Source organism: Bacillus cereus group sp. MG16, from assembly GCF_040459875.1.
In the GTDB taxonomy this organism is placed as follows: domain Bacteria; phylum Bacillota; class Bacilli; order Bacillales; family Bacillaceae_G; genus Bacillus_A; species Bacillus_A paranthracis.
Genome location: NZ_JARVHE010000001.1, coordinates 1802289 through 1823506, shown reverse-complemented (window position 1 = coordinate 1823506; position 21218 = coordinate 1802289). Strand labels below are relative to the sequence as shown.

Here is a 21218-nt window from a genome sequence, read left to right as displayed (position 1 = left end):
TCCTCCTTTCTTATTGAAATAAATTGAAGAAATTGCTAGGTGCAGAATCTTCATTTGGCATTTGACGAATCTTCTTTTCTAATTGGTCAACTCGTGACTGCAAATACTTAGCAAAACTGTCAATTGTCATATCATCTTGTCTATAGTTTTTGATTAAGTGTGGTTGGTTTGCAATTGAATTTAAGATTGATAGTGCAGTCGCATAAATTGCTTTCTTGTTGGCTTTTGACGACGCATTGTAAGTTGCATCACCGTTAATTCCTTCTTCCTCTAAATACACAATTAATTCTTCATACGGCAATTCGATACCACCGATTTCCATTTGTAATCTTTCGATATTATCCATATCTATATTCTCCTCGTATATTATATTTAAGCTGTTATTTCAGCTTTAAATTCCCTTAATAAGAGACCCGTAAATTAATACTTGGATGTCTCAAGATATTTCTAGATAATGATTGTAGGATCATTTGGGACAATTCTAATTTCTCCTGTGGATATACCACATAAAAAAGAGTGTTTCTCAGTGAACGTGCGGGACTCCCTACTCGCAGGCTGAGCAGCCTGACCCTCGAACCTAGATGTTAGTAGCTCTAGGGCGGCTTTCGATTCAGGACAAGCTCTCATACACGAGGTTGTTGGTCGGCGTACACACTAGAGATATCTCGAGGCGTCCAAGAAATGATTCTAAATCGAAAGGAGGTCTCTTACGTGAGATTATTTGTTGGTCTAGATGTAAGTTCGTTTGATATAAAAGCTTGTATTCTAAATGGTGAAGGAGAAAAGCTAGACTCCTTTTCAGTCAATAATGATTTACCAGGTGCCACAGCGCTTAAAGAGCGATTATTACAACGTATAGCCACTCAAGAGGTTGAAACCTTTAAAATCGGCTTAGAATCCACATCTGTTTATAGTTTTCATCCATCTATGTTTCTTCACTATGATGAAGACTTACAAAGCTTTGGAGCAAAAGTCTTTCTAATGAATCCAAAACAAATTGCAAACTTCAAGAAAAGCTATTCTGACATGGATAAAACAGACGAGATTGATGCCTTCGTCATCGCTGACTATTTACGGTTCGGAAGAAATCAAATGTCTATCGTAAAAGAAAGCCAGTATGTGGCACTACAGCAATTGACAAGATCTCGTTATCAGCTCGTTAGAATGTTGACAAAGGAAAAACAACATTTTTTACAACACCTAAGTTATAAATGTAATACGTTCTCACAAGAGGTGGACTCTTCTATATTTGGCAACGCCATGATGGAATTGTTCCTTGAAAAATTCAGTCTAGAAGAGCTAGCCAACATGCCTTTAGAGGAACTCGCTGAGTTCCTACAAGTGAAAGGAAAAAACCGATTTGGTGACCCAAAATGTGTGGCATCAACCATTCAAAAGGCTGTTCGCTCTTCCTATCGTTTGGATAAGGTTGTGGAAGACTCCATCGATGTCCTTCTCGGAACATCTATTGCGGTCATTCGTACCTATCAACAACAAATCAAAGAACTAGAAAAATCCATTAAGCGAATCATGGCTGGATTGCCTCAAACACTTGAATCCATTCCTGGAGTCGGACCTGTGTTCGCCGCCGGTATTCTCGCTGAAATTGGTCAAATCGAAAGATTTGATGATGAAACCAAGGTAGCAAAATATGCCGGATTATATTGGCGTACGCACCAGTCTGGTCGATTCACCGCAGAAAACACTTCATTATCTCGTAATGGAAATCATTACTTGCGGTATTACTTAGTTGAAGCCGCCAACTCTGTAAGAAGGCATGTATCTGATTACCAAGAATATTACGTGAAAAAATATAATGAAGTACCAAAACATCAACACAAACGTGCACTCGTTCTAACCGCAAGAAAACTTGTGCGATTGGTGGATGCGCTACTACGTAGTCACCAACTCTTTACGCCAGAAAGGTGCGTGAAAGTGTGACATAAAACTTGTCATCGCTACCTTTCAATTAATTTCCAGTAAATTACATGTATTACTGGTCTAGTTTCGTGATGTCTTTTTTAAATAAATAGTACTTTGATAACTAAAAATTCTGTTGTTTTTCAGTTGACATACTACCGCAGGTCTTTATAATTGATTTGTTATATATTAAACATTCATGAGAGTTGCAAACTAATCTGTTAATGTACTCTTGAATGTAAGTTGGTGTATCCAATGGTTCATTGTTATACAGCCAGATTCCTTCATATGTGAATACGAATATATGCGTTTTAGCGTTGTGGTGTTCCGCAATGTAGAATCCATTCAGTTTGATTCCATTAACTTCATACTCCATGCTCTCATCATCTTCAAAATGAACAAGAGTTGCATCATATGGAGTAAAGGACAATTCTTGATACAATATGTTTGCAACATATGGATAGATTGCTTCATATTGTTCCGTTGTCATTAGTGGAAGTTGTTTGACTGGATTTAATGTTGGGTACATTGATTTGATTTTGTGTTCGAGATATAATAGATATTGTTCATCTAATTTTAGGATAGAATCAAACATCATGGATTCTCCTTTCTATAATTTTTTAGGGTGTGTGTTGAAAGGTTGGCTATAGGAGTATTTCGCTAACATGGGGTAAGCGTTTTGTTCGGATACACCCACTCAACAAGACCAAAAATGAACAATAAACGAATAATAAAGTATCCCCATAATACTAATTATATGGTAGTTTACATAATTAAGATTATGAGAAGTCATATGACACGAACATTTGTTGACAAACCAGTCAAAATGTTCGTTTTTTGTTTTGTATTCATTTACATCCAAACTCACTCATCCACTCACCAGAAACCAAACAAAAAGGAGGATATAGGAGGGTGCAGAACATTCGTTCTTAAAATGCCCCTCTCATTTTTTGCTCGTTTATTTTCTGGCTCGGCTCATCCTCGCACACATGTATTACTTAAAAGTGTGTCGAGTGAAAGTAATACCTTTACATCATTAAACATTGATATATCAACGTTCCCTCCAACTCCCCTCACACAATCACAACACTCACATATGTCTCTCTTATCCCTCGACTATATCCTCTTTCTTAGTTACAACGTCTGCTTTTGCATCCTTTGCTTTCGCTTGCTCATGCTCATCTACCTTGTCATTGACTTGCTTCTGCTTGCTCACTCGTTGCTCACGTTCAAGTATACGCTTCAACTCTAGGTGCTCGTTGCTAACATATGGATTGATTGCAACCAATGACTCAATACTGATTGCACCAACATCATACATCTTAACTAAGTTATCAATGACCTCTGTCTCATTGACTGGTCTTGCATAATGGAATACCATATCTAACGAGTCAATAGCATCTTCACTGTATGCCTTGCCTTGCTTACCTAACAGACCCACTACCTTGCTGTTGCGTTGCTCTAGTCCCTCTCTTAGGTAACGCTCGTTGAGTCCACCCTTCATGTCAGCAAGTTGATACAGCATTCTCATACTCATCTCTGATAAGTTACTTACATCAGAAGCATTCAATGCTACAGCAGGAACACTTGCAATGTTAATTAGTTGTTGCATAAGTGTATTGAAGATTACCTCAAATGCCTTATGATTGACACCATTACTTACCATCTTAAAATCAGCACCATCATCTAAAGTAATTCCACCACCAACGATATGAGGATTCAGCCCCTCTCCTTTTAGTTGTTGCCCAATAACTACTGGGATTGGATTATGATGTTTATAGAATGAATCACTAAACTTAGATAGTAAATCTTCCATAGCATCAATGATGTTAATAAAGTCATCTAAATCGCTCTTTCCAAATGTCGTACTCAGTTCATTATCGGTTTTATAGTGAATTGGTAGACCACTAACATTCTTATAAGAACCCACAACACGTAAGTCAGTACCTCCAATTGTTGAATACTTCACTACTTCCTCATGTGTATAGACAACATAGAAATCACTCTCTAATGATGTATAATACTCAACAAATGCAATCATATCGTTCTCATCATTATAGATAGGATATCCACATTCTGTCGGAATGACCTTACTGCTCACATTTCCATCATCTTTGATATACACATACTCATATGCGTTACCATACTTAACTAAGTTATTTAGCAGGTCAAAGTCAATCTTGTCATAATTACCTTTCTTATATACCCTCTGCATATCTCCAACAATTTTTTCCCCACCAGTAAAAGTTATCGGCTTTTTTAATAGGTAAGTAGTTTCAAGGTTCACAATTAACTTTGCATACTGTAATAAAACTTGTCGTTGTTGATATGGTTTATTATTATAACTTTCTACAACCCTATTTGAGATAGCATGTTTACCATCCAAATATTTTTTCTTCTCAATTGTGTCTAAAATTCTTTTCTGATTTTCAAAATGAGCCACCTCATCAACAAACCAGAATTGATTACCGTTATGTACGGTTTTAATATATTCTTGTAAATTCATTTCTTTTTCCTTTCCAAAATAAAAAAGCACTTAAAAAAGTGCTTTTACCAATCAAAATTCGTTAATTGCAATCTTCTTAATTCGCCTGGTGAACCAGAAGAATCCATTTTCTCAATTAAATTAGTATACATATCATTTGCATTCATATATTTAAGAACTCTAATGGCTTCCCATCTTTGTATGCCATGCGACTTAAGTGTTGGCTCAATTTGGTAATACCCTATAAATTTTTCTACTTTTTCTTCATCATCAAAAATTTCAAACAGGACATCTGAAATTAATTCAAATTTTTCATTAGAGATTAATTGCAATCCTTTAATTTCCTCATCAATAGCATCTTCAATCCCATTTAATAATCCATAAGTTTTAACATTTGGTTTTTCATCACCTGCAATCATTTGTTGAGTTTTGTAAATTTCTCCAAGTATTTTACCAAATAACAATTTTGTTTCCTGATTCATATTTCTTGTCTCCTTTTATGTATTATAATTTAAAAACAAAAATATCCTCAGATGAGGATATTTTATGCTTCAATCCATTCTTCCTCTATACGATTTCCGCCTGACCTACCATATAAATCTCTTACCACTTCAATAGACCAACTTAACAATATACACAAACCATTGTTTTCAATGCCCCATTTTCTTCTTTCATCTCCGGCATAGCCACCCCAATAAGATTCCAATTCATTATGAATATAATCTCTATGAGATTGTTTAAACAAACTAAAATCTACTCCGTTTTCACTTCCAATAGGAAATTCTTGTTCTAGCCAATTCACTACATCTTTATTTTCAATATGTCTATTTACCTCATCAATTGAAAATGAAATTCCTTTATCTAGTAAATACGAAATCTCTTGAATAAACGTGGTAATTGTTGTCATTTTTCTCATAAACACATCTCCTTCCTCGTTTCATATATATAATTCGATATAAGAATAAGAAATCCTTCTTATACGTACCATTTATTTTGCTTAATGCCTTGAATTGCTAATGCCATAGCAATTACACAATCATCATGTTTGTCATTGCCTTTTTTATTCCCTGTTTTCCCATCTGTTTCAACAAAAATTTGCATTTGCTCCAATGTTTCTTGACAGTTTATAAGAATAACTTCTAATTCGAATTGCTCTTTTAAATCTGTAATCATAATATTTTTTGTTACTTGTGTAGTTTGGTATCCTAACTGTAATTGCTTTTTACCTAATTGCTGATTAAAAACTTTATGCTTGTACAAATTCATATACTCATAATCTTTTCGTAAACGTTCTAAGATTGGCGTACCAAAAGAATTTCTTTCTACCGTTAAGAAAGCATAGTTATAAAACTTCCCAATGATATCAAGTAACTTAGCAAATTCATAAACAGGAATTTTATTGTCATAAAAACTTAACACCTGTTCACCGTCTGCATTTAAAATTGAAATAGTAGAATAGTCGCCACCGCTACCACTTGCAGTATCTACACCTGCATAATAACGTACCCCCTTAACAGGCAATTGATAAATCATTAACGATTTTCCAATGTATTTTGCAATACTATCTGGAATAATCATCTTCACATCTCTATATAGCAATGGTTTTTCAATATATTTTAAGCGTTCGACAATCTTTTGTTGGTCGAAAACGTTTAATCCACTACTAATAAATGATTCCATTGGGGTTGCAGGAAATTCTTGATAGAATTGTTGTAATGTCATATCAAGTAGTTTCCATCTACGCCACATTAATTGTTTCAGCGTTGCTCCTTGCTCATATAAATATAATTCGTCTTGCTCTAAGTCATCTTTAGTAAGACGCTTTCCTTTATTATTTTCTTTGTACCATATTTCTGCTTCATCATAATCATCTTTGAATTGTTTTGCGTATGAGGAAGAATAGAAAGGAAAGAAAAATGCTTTGTATTTTGAATTTCCCTTATATGCGTTCATGAAGAGTTTTTGATAGGAGTTGAAACCATTTGAAGTTGTTTCAATTACTAATTTTGATGTTTTACTCTTTGCCAATGCTTGTTCTGCTGATAATAATATTGAATCTTGATTCTCATAAAATGCAAATTCTGATAGTAAAATGTATTCATATGTTGTACCACGACCTATATCTTTACCTCCTGCTGTTGCAAGTGTAATAGATGAGCCATTATCAAATTTCAATTGGTTACGATTGTTTTGTGTATCTTTCGGAAACTTAAATTTGTCATGTGGAAGGTCATCGTACATCATTTTTAATTTGTCAAATAATGATGTTGATGACTCCTGTTTATAGGAAACTACCATGTAATTTGTTCGTGGTCTGTTCATTGCCATCCATAAACACAAAGCCAATGACATTGTACTAAAGCCAATTTGTCTTGCCTTTGCAATTACGTTAAAACGTCCCATTTCATCAATGAATTTTTTTTGTTGGTCATTGACCACAAAATGTATGTATTCGCCTGTGTTTGTCGTAATTTTGACAAAATTTTTAAGCCATAATACAGGGTCATTATTAATCAATTCTAGTTTTTCTTTTGTTGTTAATTTCTTGCTCACCTTACACCATCAACCCATCGTCATCTGCTCCATCTTCATTAGAGATGGTTTCGAATCCCTTCACGATAGAATTGATTTCCTTGTACAGTTTAAGGAATGTGCCAATGGATTTATCGTCACCACCAACTGCCTTCTCTCTTACTGCATCGTACATCAATCTAATATCATCAATCATTAACGATTGTAAATATAGTGCCACCAAATTTGCATACTCTGGTGTCTTTTCCCAATTTGTAAAACCATTCATAGTTTTTCTGCCAACTGAAATAAGAAATTCTTCTTCATTTTTTGGCTGAATAGTTTGATTGAATCGTGTATCTGGGAATTTATAATTAAAATACATCCGATTCTCTTTTGTAACTTTTTTTAATGCTTCTTTCAACGTCATTTCATTTAAACCTCTTTCATACAAAAACCCTAAACCATACTGATAGTGAGTATAATAATAAATAATATATAACCAACTTATATTCTTCATTATTTATCATTAGGCACTTAATATATTTATTATATTACTCACTATTCGTATGGTTTTAAAAATCCGTTACTTTAACTTCTTCTTTCTTCTCTTCTTTAACACCTGTAACATTACGTGTTATATATTTCATTTCCTCTTCTGAATAACTTCCAATTCCATTACAAGAATAAACGCTTGCCCCATCTGCTTCTGAATTGATTACATATGTTGCAGGAAAACATTCAATTAGACCATGTTTCTTTAATCCGTCCAATGCACTATTCATTTTCCCTCTTGTTATTCCTGTTTGTTTCATGATTGTATCGTGTGAAATTTCAATTGTTCCACCTGCAACATCACATTTTGATTTTAGAAAACTATATATGTAAAACGCATCTGTACCAAGATTTTTATTCGTCATACACTTTATGAATATATTAAAGTTCACATTATGTGTTCTAGCGATGTTATCAGAATCCACCCCACCAAAAAATGTTCCATAACCATATTCACCATCACTATCGTATAAACCAAATATTGGTTCTTTAACTGTTTTGCGATTGTTTTCAACTTTTAATCCCACATCTGAAACAGTTTCAAAATCAATAAATCCATCTTCATCAATTGTGTAAGATGCAGGTGCTTCTTTATATGGAATTGTTTTAGTTAATCCAAGACCATCTAAAACACCATTCTTTTTGATTATTTTATCTATTCTTTGTTCTCTGGATGTAAACCCTATCAATTCTTTTAAAGCCCCTACATCTGTGTTTTGGTAACTCATAACACCGTATTTAGCGTTACGGTACAACCATGTAATAAGATACAAATATGAATATGCAACATCAACATATGTTGTGGTTCTTTTCCCTTTCGTTGTTAATGATTCTTCTTTTAATAAAGTTTCAAACAAACTGTTTGGTAGAAACACTTTCCCATGTTTATCTTGATGCTCATAATATTCAACTCTTGATTTAAATTCTCTTTCTGTTACTTTCCCCATCTTTGATTACCCCTTTATTTTTGATTATCCTTGTTGATAAAATCAACGATTATACTCTTTTAATGCCTTATCTAATTCTGATGTTTTATTAAACAACCAAAATTCTTTGCCATCTCTTGTATATGCCTTTGTAATAAATGCTATATCTTTGTCGTATCTCAAATACTTTGCAACTCGCTTGTCGTAGCAGAAAAATAAATCCTTTGCACTAATACTTTTCATTTAATATCAACCCTTCTTTTAAATTAAACTTGTAAAAAATTCTTTTTTAACGCTAACTTTTCACCATTGACTCTATATTCTGCCAATGCCATTTTTAATTCTTCTGTACGCTCATACAACCAAAATTGTTTGTTTGATGTCATATGTCTCGCAGTACAAATATATTTAATATCCTTTTCATATTTGAAAAACTCTTGTAAGTTTGTACTGTAACAAAAGAAATATTTATTTATATCCATATCCATGTGTATCTTCCTTTTTGATTTAAAAAGTCATATTTAACTTCTTCTTACTCGTAAGAGCATACGAAAATGGATTGTAATGAGAATTGACAAGTTGATTATCATATGTACATCCATTTTTTAAATCGTATATATTACGAGTAAATTCTTTTCTAATTTCGAATTGTTTATTTGGAAGGATAATATCCAATTCCAACAATTTACTAATACCCTCTAAATCCATTTTCGTTTCCAAGAAACCGCTGTCATTTAAGAGTATTTTTTTAGAAGAATTATACCTTCTTTGTACTTCTTCAAAGTCCATTAATGTATGTCTTTCTTGAAGACGAATTATTTCTTCCATGCCCATTTTTTCTAGCCAATTGCATTGGGTTTCTCTAAATTTACCTTTGTAATCGTAGTATCCTAAGTAACTAGAATCAATTGCCATGAGCATTAGTTTTCCATCTTCTGTTGAAGGCAATGGAATATCATATAATGCGTATAGTAGCAATGCTGTACTCATTGCATATTTGTCTGTGTAGTTATCTCTTGAAACTCTTTCAATTATGTTTGGATTTGCACTCATTATGTTTGGTTTACTTTTGTTGGAGAGCATTGTTACGTGATTGTCGTATGTCATGCCATTTACAAGGGCAATATCAACACCGACTGCTTTGCGTTTGTCTTTTTTATTTGTGGAGTAAAGATTGTTGAAATCGTAGAAATGTTCCACTTCCCAATCTTTAACTTGTTTGAGGATTGTTGCACCAACTAAACTATCAATATCATCACTCATACATACTGTAAAATCTGCTTCCTCAAATACCCATTGAGGAAATCTATTTTTAAATTCTTGCTTCATAAATTAGCGAAAGTGTAACTTTCACTCTTAAAACTTTTGCACTAATTTATGTTTTCAACGTTTGATAAAACCATATTTTCATCATCTTATTTTATTATTAAATTTTATAAAAGTTATGTGTTATTTCTTTATTCCCTTTTACTCACGTGCTGATTGAGTAAAAGAGTTAAGTTTCTACTACTTCCACATATTTCACTCCTTTAACTTATCTTTTTTAATTTATTTGGATGATTCCTCATCCTGTATATAGTATAACATTTTTTGTTACACATTTCAAATTCATGCATTACATAAAACTAAATTGTCAAGTGTTTTTTAAAAGTTATCTATAAATTCTTTGTACTTATCAATTTTAACTCTATCCATTTCACAATTACCTGTCTCATATTGACTGATTAATGATTGTGAACATCCAATATGTTCGGCTAATTGTCGCAAACGAATTTTCTTTTTTCTGCGCTTTAACACATATTCATCCTTAATGTTCACTTTGATTACCTCCTATTTAAAATTTTAAACGATTATCAAAATAATATAGGAGAGGGTTAACCCCTCTACCTATTCATTGTTTGTTACATTATTACGCTTGTTTAAGGTTATAAACTGCGACTGCTTTTTTACTTCCAACCTCAAGTGAGCATTCTGCCACTACCTGACCTTTAACATTGTCACCAGTTTTACCTAGTTGTTCAAATTGTGGTTGACGTAAGAAAGCAACTTTAAGAGCATTTACATCAAATGCAACAATTTTATCTGCTGGCATATAACGGTCTAGGATAAAGTTAACTTTTCCGTAAGAAGTTTCTACAGAATTTACAACAATACCGAAGTCAGTAGTCACATGTTGGTAAGAATAACGGTCTTTGTATAGTTCGTCAATTTGGTCTTTTAAGTCAGCACCAACTAATGCATAAAATTCACCATTTTCATTTCCTGCTGTCCATAATTTCTTAACAAGTTCCTTAATTTCTTTCTCAGTTAATACATCTTTAGTAGCACCGTTTACAACGTTATCTGCGTCAACAAATTTTAAAATACCATCCATTTGACGTTTACCGCTAGCACCATCGTTCTTAACACCATTAATTAGTTTTTTCTCCATACCAATAGCAAGTTCAATTAAGCGGTCATTGATTTCTTGTGCGAATAAGTCCCCAACTGCACCTGTTGCCTGTGCTGTACCAGATACAGAAGTTGCTTTGTAGAAGATTTCCATAACGTTATTTAGTTCTGCACGTCCAGATTGTACGAATTGCGTTGCGTCAATGCCTTCATCAACTGAAATGTCAGCAGTACCATCAAGAGTTTTTTCTCTCCATGTGTGAAATTTACCTTTCGAGTCAACATATAACCCTTTGCTTAAAAGTAAAGCCATGAAAGGAGTAGCGATAGGTGATACTAAAGCGATTTCATCGGTAAGATGAATATTTTCCTGTGTAGTTAATTTTTTAGAATCTAACATTCTTTTTTCCTCTTTCTTATATTAAAAATTTAATTTTTGACTAATCATAGATTTAGTGTCTTTGTTTTTCTTAGCAATGCTATAACCATCCACCTGTTTATGATTTGTCGGTTTATATCCATTCGCCAACTCTAGTTGACCAATGATTTCCTTTAATTTTGTAATTTGATTATTTAGTGCTTCTGTATCATCTACAGAAACGTTAATGAAGTCAGCAAAAACTTCAACGCCTTCTTCTTTTAAGATTTGCGTAACTTCTCTTCGCCAAATAGATTCCAACTTTTGTTGAATTTTAATTTCATCATCCGTTAATTCTTTTGGCTTGTATTGTGATAACTCATCAATCTGGTTATATAGTAAATCTACTTCTTCTTGTGAATAAGTTTTTTCTTCAACTATTTCTTCATTTTGTTGAGTGTCTTTAATTTCAATTTCCTCAACATCTTGTACCTGTTCTTGATTATTGATTTCGTCCATTTTTATTTAACACTTCCTTTTAATTCAATAAAAATAGGAAACAGTACAGTCGTACCGTTTCCACCAGTTGGCTATCACTAAGATAAAATCCTAGCAGGTTACAACGGTTAGCAGTCCGTTGTAACTAATTTCAAGGTAATCCCTTTAAGGGGAATTGATTATGCAAAGGGGTTGCATAATTAAAATTTTCAATTTGAAAGCAAAAAATATTATTAAATTAGCGCCTTCATACATAAAATAAATATATGGAAAAATGTAACTTTTTAATTTGTTATATGAAATCATTAAAGTTATTAGGTGAATTTTTTAGTGTTTGAGGTGATTTTTTATTAGAAGAGATAAAAAACCACTCATACAGTTAAAATGAGTGGTTTAGAATCTATTTGAAATTACTTCTTTCCAGTTATCAAAGATTTTCTTTTCACAACGTTTAAGAGTTTGTTTGAAGTTTGTCTCAGTCATTTCTTGATTTGTTAATTTTGTCATCTGTTTCGCTATATGACGTTTCTTCAAAATAGGTGTGCCATCTTCTTTCCATCTGAAAGCATTTGTGTTATTTTCTTTTAAATCTCTTTCAATGATGTTGTAAACATCTTGCACAAATTTAGTTTGTTTTGGTGTAAGCCATAAACTAAACGCTTCCAATCCTCCAACATTCTTCAATGTTTTTCCAAACATCATCATCCATATATCTATTTCTTCTGCTTTTGTTTCTGCCTTTACATATGTAGATTTATTTCCTTTACGGATACGCTTAACATTATCTCTCTTCATTTGTAATTCAATGAATTTCGTCAACATTGCTTTGTTTATATATTTAACCATTTCTTTTGTTTCCCTCTCACAATCCACTTTCTTAATTGCGTAAAGAAATGCTTCTTCAAACAATGGTAATAAATTATCTTTAGTTTGTTTAAAATCTATTTTAAACTCATCGCTACTTTGCCCTAATCCTTCAAATTTCTTTAAAAGGTTAAAGAAATCATATTGTGTGGCACCTAAATAATCTCTTACTTCGCTTTCATTAACGTAAATTGAAGAAAAATCATAATTACGCAATGCTCTCCAATCTAACTTAATCCAATCTACCTCATATAAGTAATCTAGAAATTCATGCAACCCTTCAAAATCCTCTGATTGATTGCTCCTTTCAGTTAAGTTTCTAGCATTTCTTTTTGCAAAACAATTTTTCATCATGAATGCTCTAATACGATAAGCCACGTATTTCAAACCATCTTCTACTTCTGGTGATTTACCATTGTATTTTAATGCTGTTAAGTCCTCATCCACATAATTCACTAATGTATCTATAATCTCTGTGGATTCACCAGTTTCTTGATACTTTCTAATTAATTCTCTCATACTTAATTCCCCTATAATTTAACTCAAATGCTTTGGTTTAATTCTTCCAGATAGTTGAAGTGGTAGTACAACATCATTTTCAACTAATCTCTTATTTCTCATGTCTAATTTCGAATTAATGATTGTAGTAAGATACTTCTTTTCATCTACTGTCCAATCAGTAATGTTTGCAAAAAGCGTTTCTGTTCTATTGTGCGACTGATAGTAAACACCTTCAACATCTTCTAAATCGTAATCCTTATCTAAAACAATTTTCTTTCCATTTGATTTTGCAACGACATTGTTTGATTTTTCGTCTACTTCTTTAATTTCTTGACCTTTGATGACTTCAATTAACTGCTCATCCGTTAATGGTACTAAATCCATTTGTACTGTTTTTCTCATTTTAATTATCCCCTTTACATTTATTACGGGTTCTTCCAAACCCTTAATAAAAGTATAACATTTTTTGTTACACTTGTCAATTTTATGTGTTACATAACTCTTGACTTTTTTTATTTTTTTGTTATAATGTTTTCCCTTATTAACATTTTTAAGCAACCACATAATTTTCCATTGACTTTGGGTGTCCGTCCTTCAACATTGGTTGAGTGGGAAGGACAACGGCTAGGGCAGAGAATGACTACCTTATATCGTAAAAACGAAAAAGTTAATGCGATATAAAGCAGACGTTCATTGTCACTCCAACATTGTATATCGGGTTAAGGTTTCCGTATAGTAACACCTTGTTTGAACGTTAGGTTTTCACCTACAACGAACTTTTAACACGTTATGCTTGTCCAACATGCCGAAAGATTTAGGGAAGGAATTGTACTACTGACATTATCCTTAATTACTCATAACCTAATGTTATCTTTCTTATTCGTTGCTACCTGTACCGCAGTACACCAAGCAACCTTTACCAAACCGTTTATGGACGTTCTCTCCTAGACTATACTCAACGTAAACAAGGAAACGCTTTTGAGAGTATACGCTTAATTTTATGACATTGGCTTAGCGAACCTGTTCAAGTGTTTAGCGTGGTGTTAGGTCATTCCCACGTTTGAAAATTACCGTACACTTCATAAAAAAGACAATACTTAATAGCCCTTGCATCATCAAATTTTTTTCGATAAAATGAAGGTGTAGGATTTTTCCTATTTAGTTTTAATGCGAATGAAACTAACGTAAAAAGTAGGGTGCTACCAACACTCTACTTTTTTTATTGACATTTAAATAACTGTTAAAATAATAAGGTCATCAATGACCCTTTTTGTTTCAATATCAGTGATGAGAACGATATTATGATGACCTACCAATATTCATTAATGGACTTGAAGGCATTGCCTTCTTAATAAGTTCAAAATCCTCTAATGACTGTAAATAACGCTGTGTGGTCGATACATCAGAATGACCTAGCAATTTTGATAATGTGAAGATGTCAATTCCGTTTAAAATACACTGAACAGCGAAGAAATGACGAAACGTATGAGGACTACATCTTACCTCTTCAACTTCTACTCTTTTTCCTGCTTCTTTAATTACATTGTAAATCCCCATATGCGACAATGGGTCGGCTGTATAAGACAAAAAATAATTGTCCGTCTTAACAATTTTATCTTTGAGATACTGTTTTCTTAATCTCTCATATCGAATTAGAATCTTTTTTAACGGTGGAGAGATGAACATAATACGCTCCTTATTCCCCTTACCATTAACTAAAATCGTTGTTTCTTTTACGTTTTGAGTCAATAACCCTCTAATCTCCATCGCTCGCAACCCACAATCGCTTAACATGGCTACTATTGCCTTATTTCTTGCTTCAATGTAGTTTTTATAACTAAATGCGTCTATCATTGCAGATACCTCTTGAATGGTAAATCCCTTTAGTAATTTTTTAGGAACTTTCGGCAATTCCACTTTTTTTGCAATATTTTCTTTAAGGTATTCCTCTTTCTGACACCAACTAAAGAAAGCACGAACCATTTTAAACATAGATACTATTGATTGTGGCTGTAAGCCCTCTCCACACTTTATTCTAACGTATTGCTTTAAATGTAGTGTATTGATGGCTTCTAACTCACTTACCCCCTTCTCATTCATTAGAAACCTTTTTAATTGCTTCATTTCTTGACGTTTGTTTTTCATTGTCTTTTGAGTGAATCCTTTTGCCATACAGTGATACAAATACTCTTCAATTACATCTTCTAATTCCAAACAAAAAAACCACCTTTCCTGCTGGTTGATATTCCAACAGAAAAAGTGGTTTTTAAGAAAAGTAAAGCAAATTTCGTAAAAAATTAAGAGAAAGATAAACCAATGAATACATTGAGTTTATTCATTTTCACGAAATTAATGCTTATATCAGAGCGATGAAACGCTTGTGACTCTAAGGATTAGCCATTCGCTTATTTCATTTGTTGCTTGTTCATCGCGCTCATCATTTGATTGATTTTCTTTTGGGAAGGTTTTTGTCCCATTTGCATCATCATCATTTTTAACATTTGTTCGTTAATTGGTGGATTTTTTTGTAAGTAATTCATCATGTATTTGCGGGCAATGAAAAATCCTAACGCCACGCCTGCTACTAGTGCTACTACGCCCACTAGAATACCTAACCAAATTGGCATATATTTTCCTCCTTCATGTTGTCTACCTTACAGTGTACTAAAACCTTTTCAATAAGACAAGATACAATTCGACATTTTTTACACATATGTTCGTACTTGTTTTAGAGGATTCAGCCATCCGTACTTTGTATTTTCATAATCCATAGCTAAAAATGTTAATTCACACTTCCGAAGCACCTCAAAGAAAGTCGTTTCCATAGAAACATTTCCAGAGGTATTCATGCGAATATAGTGTGGTTTCACCATTATTTCGCCATATTCTGCCCCTGTATAAAGTGTATGTGTATGATGTGTTCGATCATATTTACCAAGAACGCGCAAAGCTTGTTCTAATTTATGATGAATTTTCATTACTTGTAATGGCATCGTTATATACATCATTTGTTTATATAGCACTTTTTTCTCCGAAAGGGACCCAGATTCTGAAAATCGAGCAAATAAATCAAAAAACAAATATTCACGACCAAAGTAAGCTTTCGCAATATCCTCTTGAATTAAATACAATTCATACGTTTTCATCTTTCGCCTCCCAATCTGGACAACCTTTTCTCTTCATTATATAGAAGAAATTTTGCAATGATTGTCTGACTGCGGAGAGAGAAAAAACTTTTTCTGTCGAAAAAACTCATTTACATAGAAAAACCTCTCCATGCCGGAGAGATTTTTCTAAAATCATTAAAGCATTTCTTTTACTTTACGAACAACGTTCTCTACAGTAAATCCATACTCTTCCATAATCTTCTCACCAGGAGCAGAAGCACCGAATGTATCGATACCTAACACATCTCCTTCAAGACCTACGTAACGGTGCCATCCGAATGTAGCACCCATTTCGATTGCGAAACGTTTTGTTACTGCTTTTGGTAATACAGATTCTTTGTACTCAGCAGTTTGAGCTTCAAAACGATCCATAGATGGCATGCTGACAACAGATGCGTCAACACCGTCTACTGCTAATGCTTTTTGAGCCTCAACAGCTAGACTTACTTCTGATCCAGTTGCAAGTAAGATTACATCAGCTGTTTCTTTCTTGCTTGCAGAAACTACATATGCACCTTTTGCTACTTTTTCATACGTATCGTCTTTTGCACCTTCTAATGTTGGAAGATCTTGACGAGTTAATACTAAAGCAGTTGGTTTGTTTGTAGATTCTAGAGCTAGTCTCCAAGCCGCAACAGACTCGTTACCGTCAGCTGGACGAATAACAGATACATTTGGCATTGCACGTAGCGCCGCTAATTGCTCAATTGGTTCATGTGTTGGACCATCTTCACCAACAGCGATACTGTCGTGTGTGAATACATACGTTACCGGCAATTGCATTAATGCTGCAAGACGAATTGCTGGACGTAAGTAGTCAGAGAATACGAAGAACGTACCACCGTAAGTTTTTAAACCACCATGTAGTGCAATACCGTTCATTGCTGCACCCATTGCGAACTCACGTACACCGTACCAAATGTTCTTACCGCTGTAATCATCTCTTGTAAAGTCTTTTTCGTTATTCATGTATGTTTTGTTAGAACCAGCAAGGTCAGCTGATCCACCGAAGAATGATGGTACAGATTCTGAAATTGCATTAATTACAGCACCAGAAGAATTACGAGTTGCTGCTTTTGATCCTAATTCATAAGTTGGTAAGTTTTGCTCCCAACCTTCTGGAAGTTGACCGTTCATTGCTGCTTGGAATTCGTTTGCTAATTCTGGGTATGCTTGTGCATATTCACCTAGCATCGTGTTCCACTCTGCTTGCGCAGTTTCACCAACATCTTGTACTGTTTTACGGAAGTTGTCGTATACTTCTTCTGCTACGTGGAAGTCTTGCTCAGCAGTCCAAGCGTATGCTTCTTTCGTTAATTTTGTTTCTTCTACACCTAGTGGAGAACCATGTGAAGCTGATTTTCCTGATTTGTTTGGAGAACCGAAACCAATTGTCGTTCTTACTTCAATTAGCGTTGGGCGTTTTTCGTCAGCTTTCGCTTCTTCGATTGCTTTTGCGATAGCTTCAATATCGTTTCCATCCTCAACACGGATTACTTGCCATCCGTATGCTTTGTAACGATCTTCTACACTTTCAGAGAATGAACGATTTAAATCGCCATCTAATGAAATATCGTTTGAATCGTAAAGCACAACAAGACGACCTAATTGTAAATGAGCAGCTAATGAAGATGCTTCAGCAGAAACGCCTTCCATTAAATCTCCATCACCACAAATAGCGTATGTATAATGATCTACTACATTATACGCATCACGGTTATATTTAGCAGCTAAATGTCTTTCTGCCATTGCCATACCTACAGCAGTTGCAATACCTTGTCCAAGTGGACCAGTCGTTGCATCTACACCAGCTGTATGACCGTACTCAGGATGTCCTGGAGTTTTGCTTCCCCATTGACGGAAGTTCTTTAAGTCATCCATTGTTACATCATAACCAGATAGGTGAAGTAGGCTGTATAATAACATTGAACCATGACCTGCAGATAATACGAAACGATCACGGTTAAACCACGTTGGGTTATTTGGATTGTGTTTCATAAATTGAGTCCATAATGTATAAGCCATTGGTGCTGCACCCATTGGCATTCCTGGGTGACCAGAGTTTGCTTTTTCAATCGCATCGATGGATAATGTGCGAATCGTGTTGATAGAAAGTTGTTCGATTGAATGTGACATGCTATTCTTCCCTTCGCTTATATTAGTAAACGTTTTATACATTTATATGATAGCTTCCCACGCAAGATTATACAACATGTATCGACAAATATGTTGATGTTTTTTTGATTTTTTATAAAAAAATCAATGTTTTCGGGAATGTATGGGTATTCAATATGACATACTTTTTCATTATTTTTATTTTGAAAAGAAAGGGAATTATCTGTATATTTATACAGATATACAAAATTCTTCTATACTAACTTTTTAACCCGCTTGTGAACTACCCCCACTTAACATGATTATTATCTACTTTCATTGTTATACCAAACTTTACCTCTTATAAGACTGATTATAGCAGGGGCGAAATAAATGGGAAAACCAAATGTTTGGTTACGCCAAACCGAAATCCATCTCCCACCTACCGCTAGGCTATCGTCTTTCACACGCCCCAGGAAGGAGATTTCTTTCGGATAATGCGTTAAAAATACCAAAAAACATCTACATTCGATGCTTTTCAAATCAGTTAAACAATCCGTTTCCGAATCGAACTTGAAATAAAATCAATGATAATGACCATTAAAATGATGCCCAATAAAATAATGCCCACGCGAGACCAATTACGTGAACTCAGCGCAAAAATTAGGGGCGTACCAATACCACCAGCTCCAATAACACCTAAAATGGCAGCGGATCGTACATTAATTTCGAACCTGTATAATGTATACGATAGAAAATCTGGTAATACTTGTGGCAATACTGCATACCAAAGTATTTGAAACCGGTTTGCACCTGTAGCTATTAACGCCTCTGTCGGCCCCTTATCTATATTTTCAATTCCTTCTGAATATAATTTCCCTAACATTCCAATAGAGTGTAACCCTAAAGCTAGAACGCCAGCAAAAGAACCTGGTCCAACAGCTTTTATAAATAAAAGGGCCATAACTAATTCAGGAAATGTACGGACAAAACTAAGTACAAATTTCCCAGTTCCTGAAGTTAGTTTTCCACTGCTCATATTCGTCGCCGCCCAAAAAGCAAATGGAACAGATAAAAAGGCAGAAATAAATGTACCCAATATCGCAATTGCCAACGTATCAATTAAACCATGTAATAAATCTTCACCATCTGGCAAAGATACATACGCCCAATCTGGATTCAATACACCTGTCATAATTGCTTTTGTAATTTCTCCTGCCGTATCCTTAATTCCTTCTAGCGGTACTCCTGAAAAAGCCCATACGTAAACAAATGTAAGTGCTATAAAAATAAACAAGCGATACACACTCGGTTTCTTCGGTTTTGGTACGATTATCGTCGTTTTACTCATTATAATTTCTCCCGCAACAATGTACTTACATAATCAATTAACAATACAACAACAAGGGTATAGATAATAATAGATGCAGTTTGCTGATATTGTAAAAATCCAAGTGTACGATCATAGTATAATCCAATACCACCTGCTCCTACTAAACCTAAAACAGCTGCTGCACGTACGTTCACCTCAAATGTATACAGAACATAAGAGACAAAATGCGCTTTCACTTGCGGAATTACTCCATAAACAATCCATTGCACTTTATTTGCTCCTACTGCTGTCATCGCCTCTAAAGGACCTGGATCAATTGATTCAATTGACTCATACAACAATTTCGCCACGAGCCCAATCGAGAAAAAAGTAAGAGCCAGAATACCTGGAAGTGGCCCGATTCCAAAAATCGCCACGAAAATTGCCGCTAATAATAAATCTGGTATCGTTCGGATAAAATTTAATATCATTTGAGCTGGACTGTATAAAAATGTACTAGTAAATACATTACTTGCCGCAAATAGTGCCAGTGGAATAGCTAAAATCGCACCTAAAGTCGTCCCAATAATCGCCATACGTATTGTATCTAACATCGCTGTTGTAATAACTTGAAAATAACTCCAATCTGGCGGCACCATCTCTTTTAACAAATCCATCATATTAGGAAAACCAACTACTAGTTTTGACAATGATGCATCGACCTGTACACTACTTCCCCACAACAGTAAAATGACTAGAACAGCCGTTAACATATGTTTCAGCTTACTCGGTGGCTTCGGTATCGATTTCGAATATATCGTCACGTCATTCATTTAACTGCCACCTCTAACAATTCACTTTTCTGTACTACGTCACCATAAATTTCAGCAAACTTTTCAGCCGTTGCCTCTTCTACTAAGCCATCAAAAACAATTTCTCCTGCATGTAATCCAATAATGCGCGTCGCATATTGCCTAGCTAAATCAATAGAATGTAAGTTTACAATTGTTGTAATTCCAAAATCTTCATTAATTTTCTTCAAATCATCTAATACTTGCTTTGTTGTTAGCGGATCTAACGATGCAACAGGTTCATCTGCCAATATGATTTTTGCTTCTTGCGCCAACGCTCTAGCAATCGATACACGTTGCTGTTGTCCTCCTGATAATTCATCAGCACGCGCATATGCTTTTTCTAAAATATTTACTCTTTTTAACGATTGAAAAGCAAGCTCCAAATCTTCTTTCGGAAATAGACCTAACGTTGTACGCAACGTCGAATGATACCCAACACGGCCAGCTAATACGTTCTTTAATACTGTTGATCGCTTTACAAGGTTAAAACTTTGAAAAATCATACCAATATCCCGGCGCATGCGGCGTAATCCTTTTCCTTTCGCAGCCGTAATAGACTCACCTTCAATCATGATTTCTCCTTCTGTAATCTCATGAAGACGATTTACCGATCTTAGAAGTGTAGACTTTCCAGCTCCGGAAAGCCCTACCATTACAACAAACTCACCTTTTTGAATTTTCAAGTTTATATTATTCAATCCTTTTGTACCATTTGGATACACTTTGGAAACATTTCGAAACTCTATCACACATCTTACCTACCTTCTATGTATTCAAAACGG

Annotated in this window: 24 protein-coding genes; 1 reads left to right on the top strand and 23 read right to left on the bottom strand. The window is 34.3% G+C overall.

The features are described 5' to 3' along the window. Nucleotides 1–10: 10 nt before the first annotated feature. Nucleotides 11–346: a hypothetical protein gene (locus QCI73_RS09430; RefSeq protein WP_353822807.1), complete on the bottom strand. Its 336-nt coding sequence runs from the start codon at nucleotides 344–346 to the stop codon at nucleotides 11–13. Nucleotides 347–711: 365 nt separating this feature from the next. On the opposite strand from QCI73_RS09430, the gene QCI73_RS09425 reads away from it, so the two are divergent. Continuing rightward, nucleotides 712–1941, top strand: coding sequence for an IS110 family RNA-guided transposase (locus QCI73_RS09425; protein ID WP_127063753.1), 1230 nt, complete (start codon nucleotides 712–714; stop codon nucleotides 1939–1941). 103 nt (nucleotides 1942–2044) lie between these two features. Here the strand turns inward: QCI73_RS09425 and QCI73_RS09420 are convergent, their stop codons facing one another. The 22 genes from QCI73_RS09420 to phnC form a co-directional block, all read right to left on the bottom strand. After that, a complete protein-coding gene (locus QCI73_RS09420; RefSeq protein ID WP_353822806.1) occupies nucleotides 2045–2515 on the bottom strand; it encodes a hypothetical protein in 471 nt (156 codons plus the stop codon). A 510-nt stretch (nucleotides 2516–3025) separates the two neighbouring features. Further along, nucleotides 3026–4426, bottom strand: a complete 1401-nt coding sequence (locus tag QCI73_RS09415; RefSeq protein WP_074568251.1) for a phage portal protein — start codon at nucleotides 4424–4426, stop codon at nucleotides 3026–3028. Nucleotides 4427–4470: 44 nt separating this feature from the next. After that, nucleotides 4471–4887, bottom strand: coding sequence for a hypothetical protein (locus QCI73_RS09410; protein WP_074568250.1), 417 nt, complete (start codon nucleotides 4885–4887; stop codon nucleotides 4471–4473). A gap of 62 nt (nucleotides 4888–4949) precedes the next feature. Then, a complete protein-coding gene (locus QCI73_RS09405; protein WP_074568249.1) occupies nucleotides 4950–5321 on the bottom strand; it encodes a hypothetical protein in 372 nt (123 codons plus the stop codon). Between the two features lie 59 nt (nucleotides 5322–5380). Next, complete coding sequence (locus QCI73_RS09400; RefSeq protein ID WP_074568248.1) at nucleotides 5381–6958, bottom strand: terminase large subunit domain-containing protein; 1578 nt, start codon at nucleotides 6956–6958, stop codon at nucleotides 5381–5383. A 1-nt stretch (nucleotide 6959) separates the two neighbouring features. After that, the gene (locus QCI73_RS09395) at nucleotides 6960–7346 is read right to left on the bottom strand and encodes a hypothetical protein (RefSeq protein WP_074568247.1); all 387 of its coding nucleotides are present in this window, start codon (nucleotides 7344–7346) and stop codon (nucleotides 6960–6962) included. A gap of 145 nt (nucleotides 7347–7491) precedes the next feature. Next, a complete protein-coding gene (locus QCI73_RS09390) occupies nucleotides 7492–8418 on the bottom strand; it encodes a helix-turn-helix domain-containing protein (RefSeq protein WP_074568246.1) in 927 nt (308 codons plus the stop codon). Between the two features lie 42 nt (nucleotides 8419–8460). Next, nucleotides 8461–8640: a hypothetical protein gene (locus tag QCI73_RS09385; protein WP_074568245.1), complete on the bottom strand. Its 180-nt coding sequence runs from the start codon at nucleotides 8638–8640 to the stop codon at nucleotides 8461–8463. Nucleotides 8641–8663: 23 nt separating this feature from the next. Further along, nucleotides 8664–8885: a hypothetical protein gene (locus QCI73_RS09380; RefSeq protein ID WP_229132948.1), complete on the bottom strand. Its 222-nt coding sequence runs from the start codon at nucleotides 8883–8885 to the stop codon at nucleotides 8664–8666. Between the two features lie 19 nt (nucleotides 8886–8904). Further along, nucleotides 8905–9660: a hypothetical protein gene (locus QCI73_RS09375; protein ID WP_080494719.1), complete on the bottom strand. Its 756-nt coding sequence runs from the start codon at nucleotides 9658–9660 to the stop codon at nucleotides 8905–8907. A gap of 381 nt (nucleotides 9661–10041) precedes the next feature. Next, nucleotides 10042–10215 carry a helix-turn-helix domain-containing protein gene (locus QCI73_RS09370; protein WP_001021805.1) on the bottom strand — a complete coding sequence of 58 codons (174 nt, stop codon included), beginning with the start codon at nucleotides 10213–10215 and terminating at the stop codon, nucleotides 10042–10044. A gap of 91 nt (nucleotides 10216–10306) precedes the next feature. Then, the gene (locus tag QCI73_RS09365; RefSeq protein ID WP_074568243.1) at nucleotides 10307–11188 is read right to left on the bottom strand and encodes an SU10 major capsid protein; all 882 of its coding nucleotides are present in this window, start codon (nucleotides 11186–11188) and stop codon (nucleotides 10307–10309) included. Between the two features lie 21 nt (nucleotides 11189–11209). After that, nucleotides 11210–11665 carry a xanthine phosphoribosyltransferase gene (locus tag QCI73_RS09360; RefSeq protein WP_074568242.1) on the bottom strand — a complete coding sequence of 152 codons (456 nt, stop codon included), beginning with the start codon at nucleotides 11663–11665 and terminating at the stop codon, nucleotides 11210–11212. A 372-nt stretch (nucleotides 11666–12037) separates the two neighbouring features. Then, nucleotides 12038–13027: a hypothetical protein gene (locus QCI73_RS09355; RefSeq protein WP_074568241.1), complete on the bottom strand. Its 990-nt coding sequence runs from the start codon at nucleotides 13025–13027 to the stop codon at nucleotides 12038–12040. Nucleotides 13028–13045: 18 nt separating this feature from the next. Beyond that, nucleotides 13046–13411, bottom strand: a complete 366-nt coding sequence (locus QCI73_RS09350) for a hypothetical protein (protein WP_074568240.1) — start codon at nucleotides 13409–13411, stop codon at nucleotides 13046–13048. A gap of 897 nt (nucleotides 13412–14308) precedes the next feature. Beyond that, nucleotides 14309–15223: a tyrosine-type recombinase/integrase gene (locus QCI73_RS09345; RefSeq protein WP_353822805.1), complete on the bottom strand. Its 915-nt coding sequence runs from the start codon at nucleotides 15221–15223 to the stop codon at nucleotides 14309–14311. A 191-nt stretch (nucleotides 15224–15414) separates the two neighbouring features. After that, nucleotides 15415–15636 (bottom strand): YneF family protein, encoded by a 222-nt coding sequence (locus QCI73_RS09340; RefSeq protein ID WP_001123317.1) that lies wholly within the window; start codon nucleotides 15634–15636, stop codon nucleotides 15415–15417. 78 nt (nucleotides 15637–15714) lie between these two features. Continuing rightward, nucleotides 15715–16155, bottom strand: coding sequence for a sporulation inhibitor of replication protein SirA (sirA, locus tag QCI73_RS09335; protein ID WP_000860645.1), 441 nt, complete (start codon nucleotides 16153–16155; stop codon nucleotides 15715–15717). A gap of 156 nt (nucleotides 16156–16311) precedes the next feature. Next, complete coding sequence (tkt, locus tag QCI73_RS09330) at nucleotides 16312–18312, bottom strand: transketolase (protein WP_327922747.1); 2001 nt, start codon at nucleotides 18310–18312, stop codon at nucleotides 16312–16314. Nucleotides 18313–18817: 505 nt separating this feature from the next. Continuing rightward, the gene (gene phnE, locus QCI73_RS09325; protein ID WP_000047890.1) at nucleotides 18818–19621 is read right to left on the bottom strand and encodes a phosphonate ABC transporter, permease protein PhnE; all 804 of its coding nucleotides are present in this window, start codon (nucleotides 19619–19621) and stop codon (nucleotides 18818–18820) included. Continuing rightward, entirely contained in the window at nucleotides 19621–20415 is a 795-nt protein-coding gene (phnE, locus tag QCI73_RS09320) for a phosphonate ABC transporter, permease protein PhnE (protein WP_327922745.1), read from the bottom strand. The genes phnE (QCI73_RS09325) and phnE (QCI73_RS09320) overlap by 1 nt, the downstream gene beginning before the upstream one ends. Continuing rightward, nucleotides 20412–21185: a phosphonate ABC transporter ATP-binding protein gene (gene phnC / locus QCI73_RS09315; RefSeq protein WP_353822804.1), complete on the bottom strand. Its 774-nt coding sequence runs from the start codon at nucleotides 21183–21185 to the stop codon at nucleotides 20412–20414. The genes phnE (QCI73_RS09320) and phnC overlap by 4 nt, the downstream gene beginning before the upstream one ends. Nucleotides 21186–21218 lie beyond the last annotated feature (33 nt).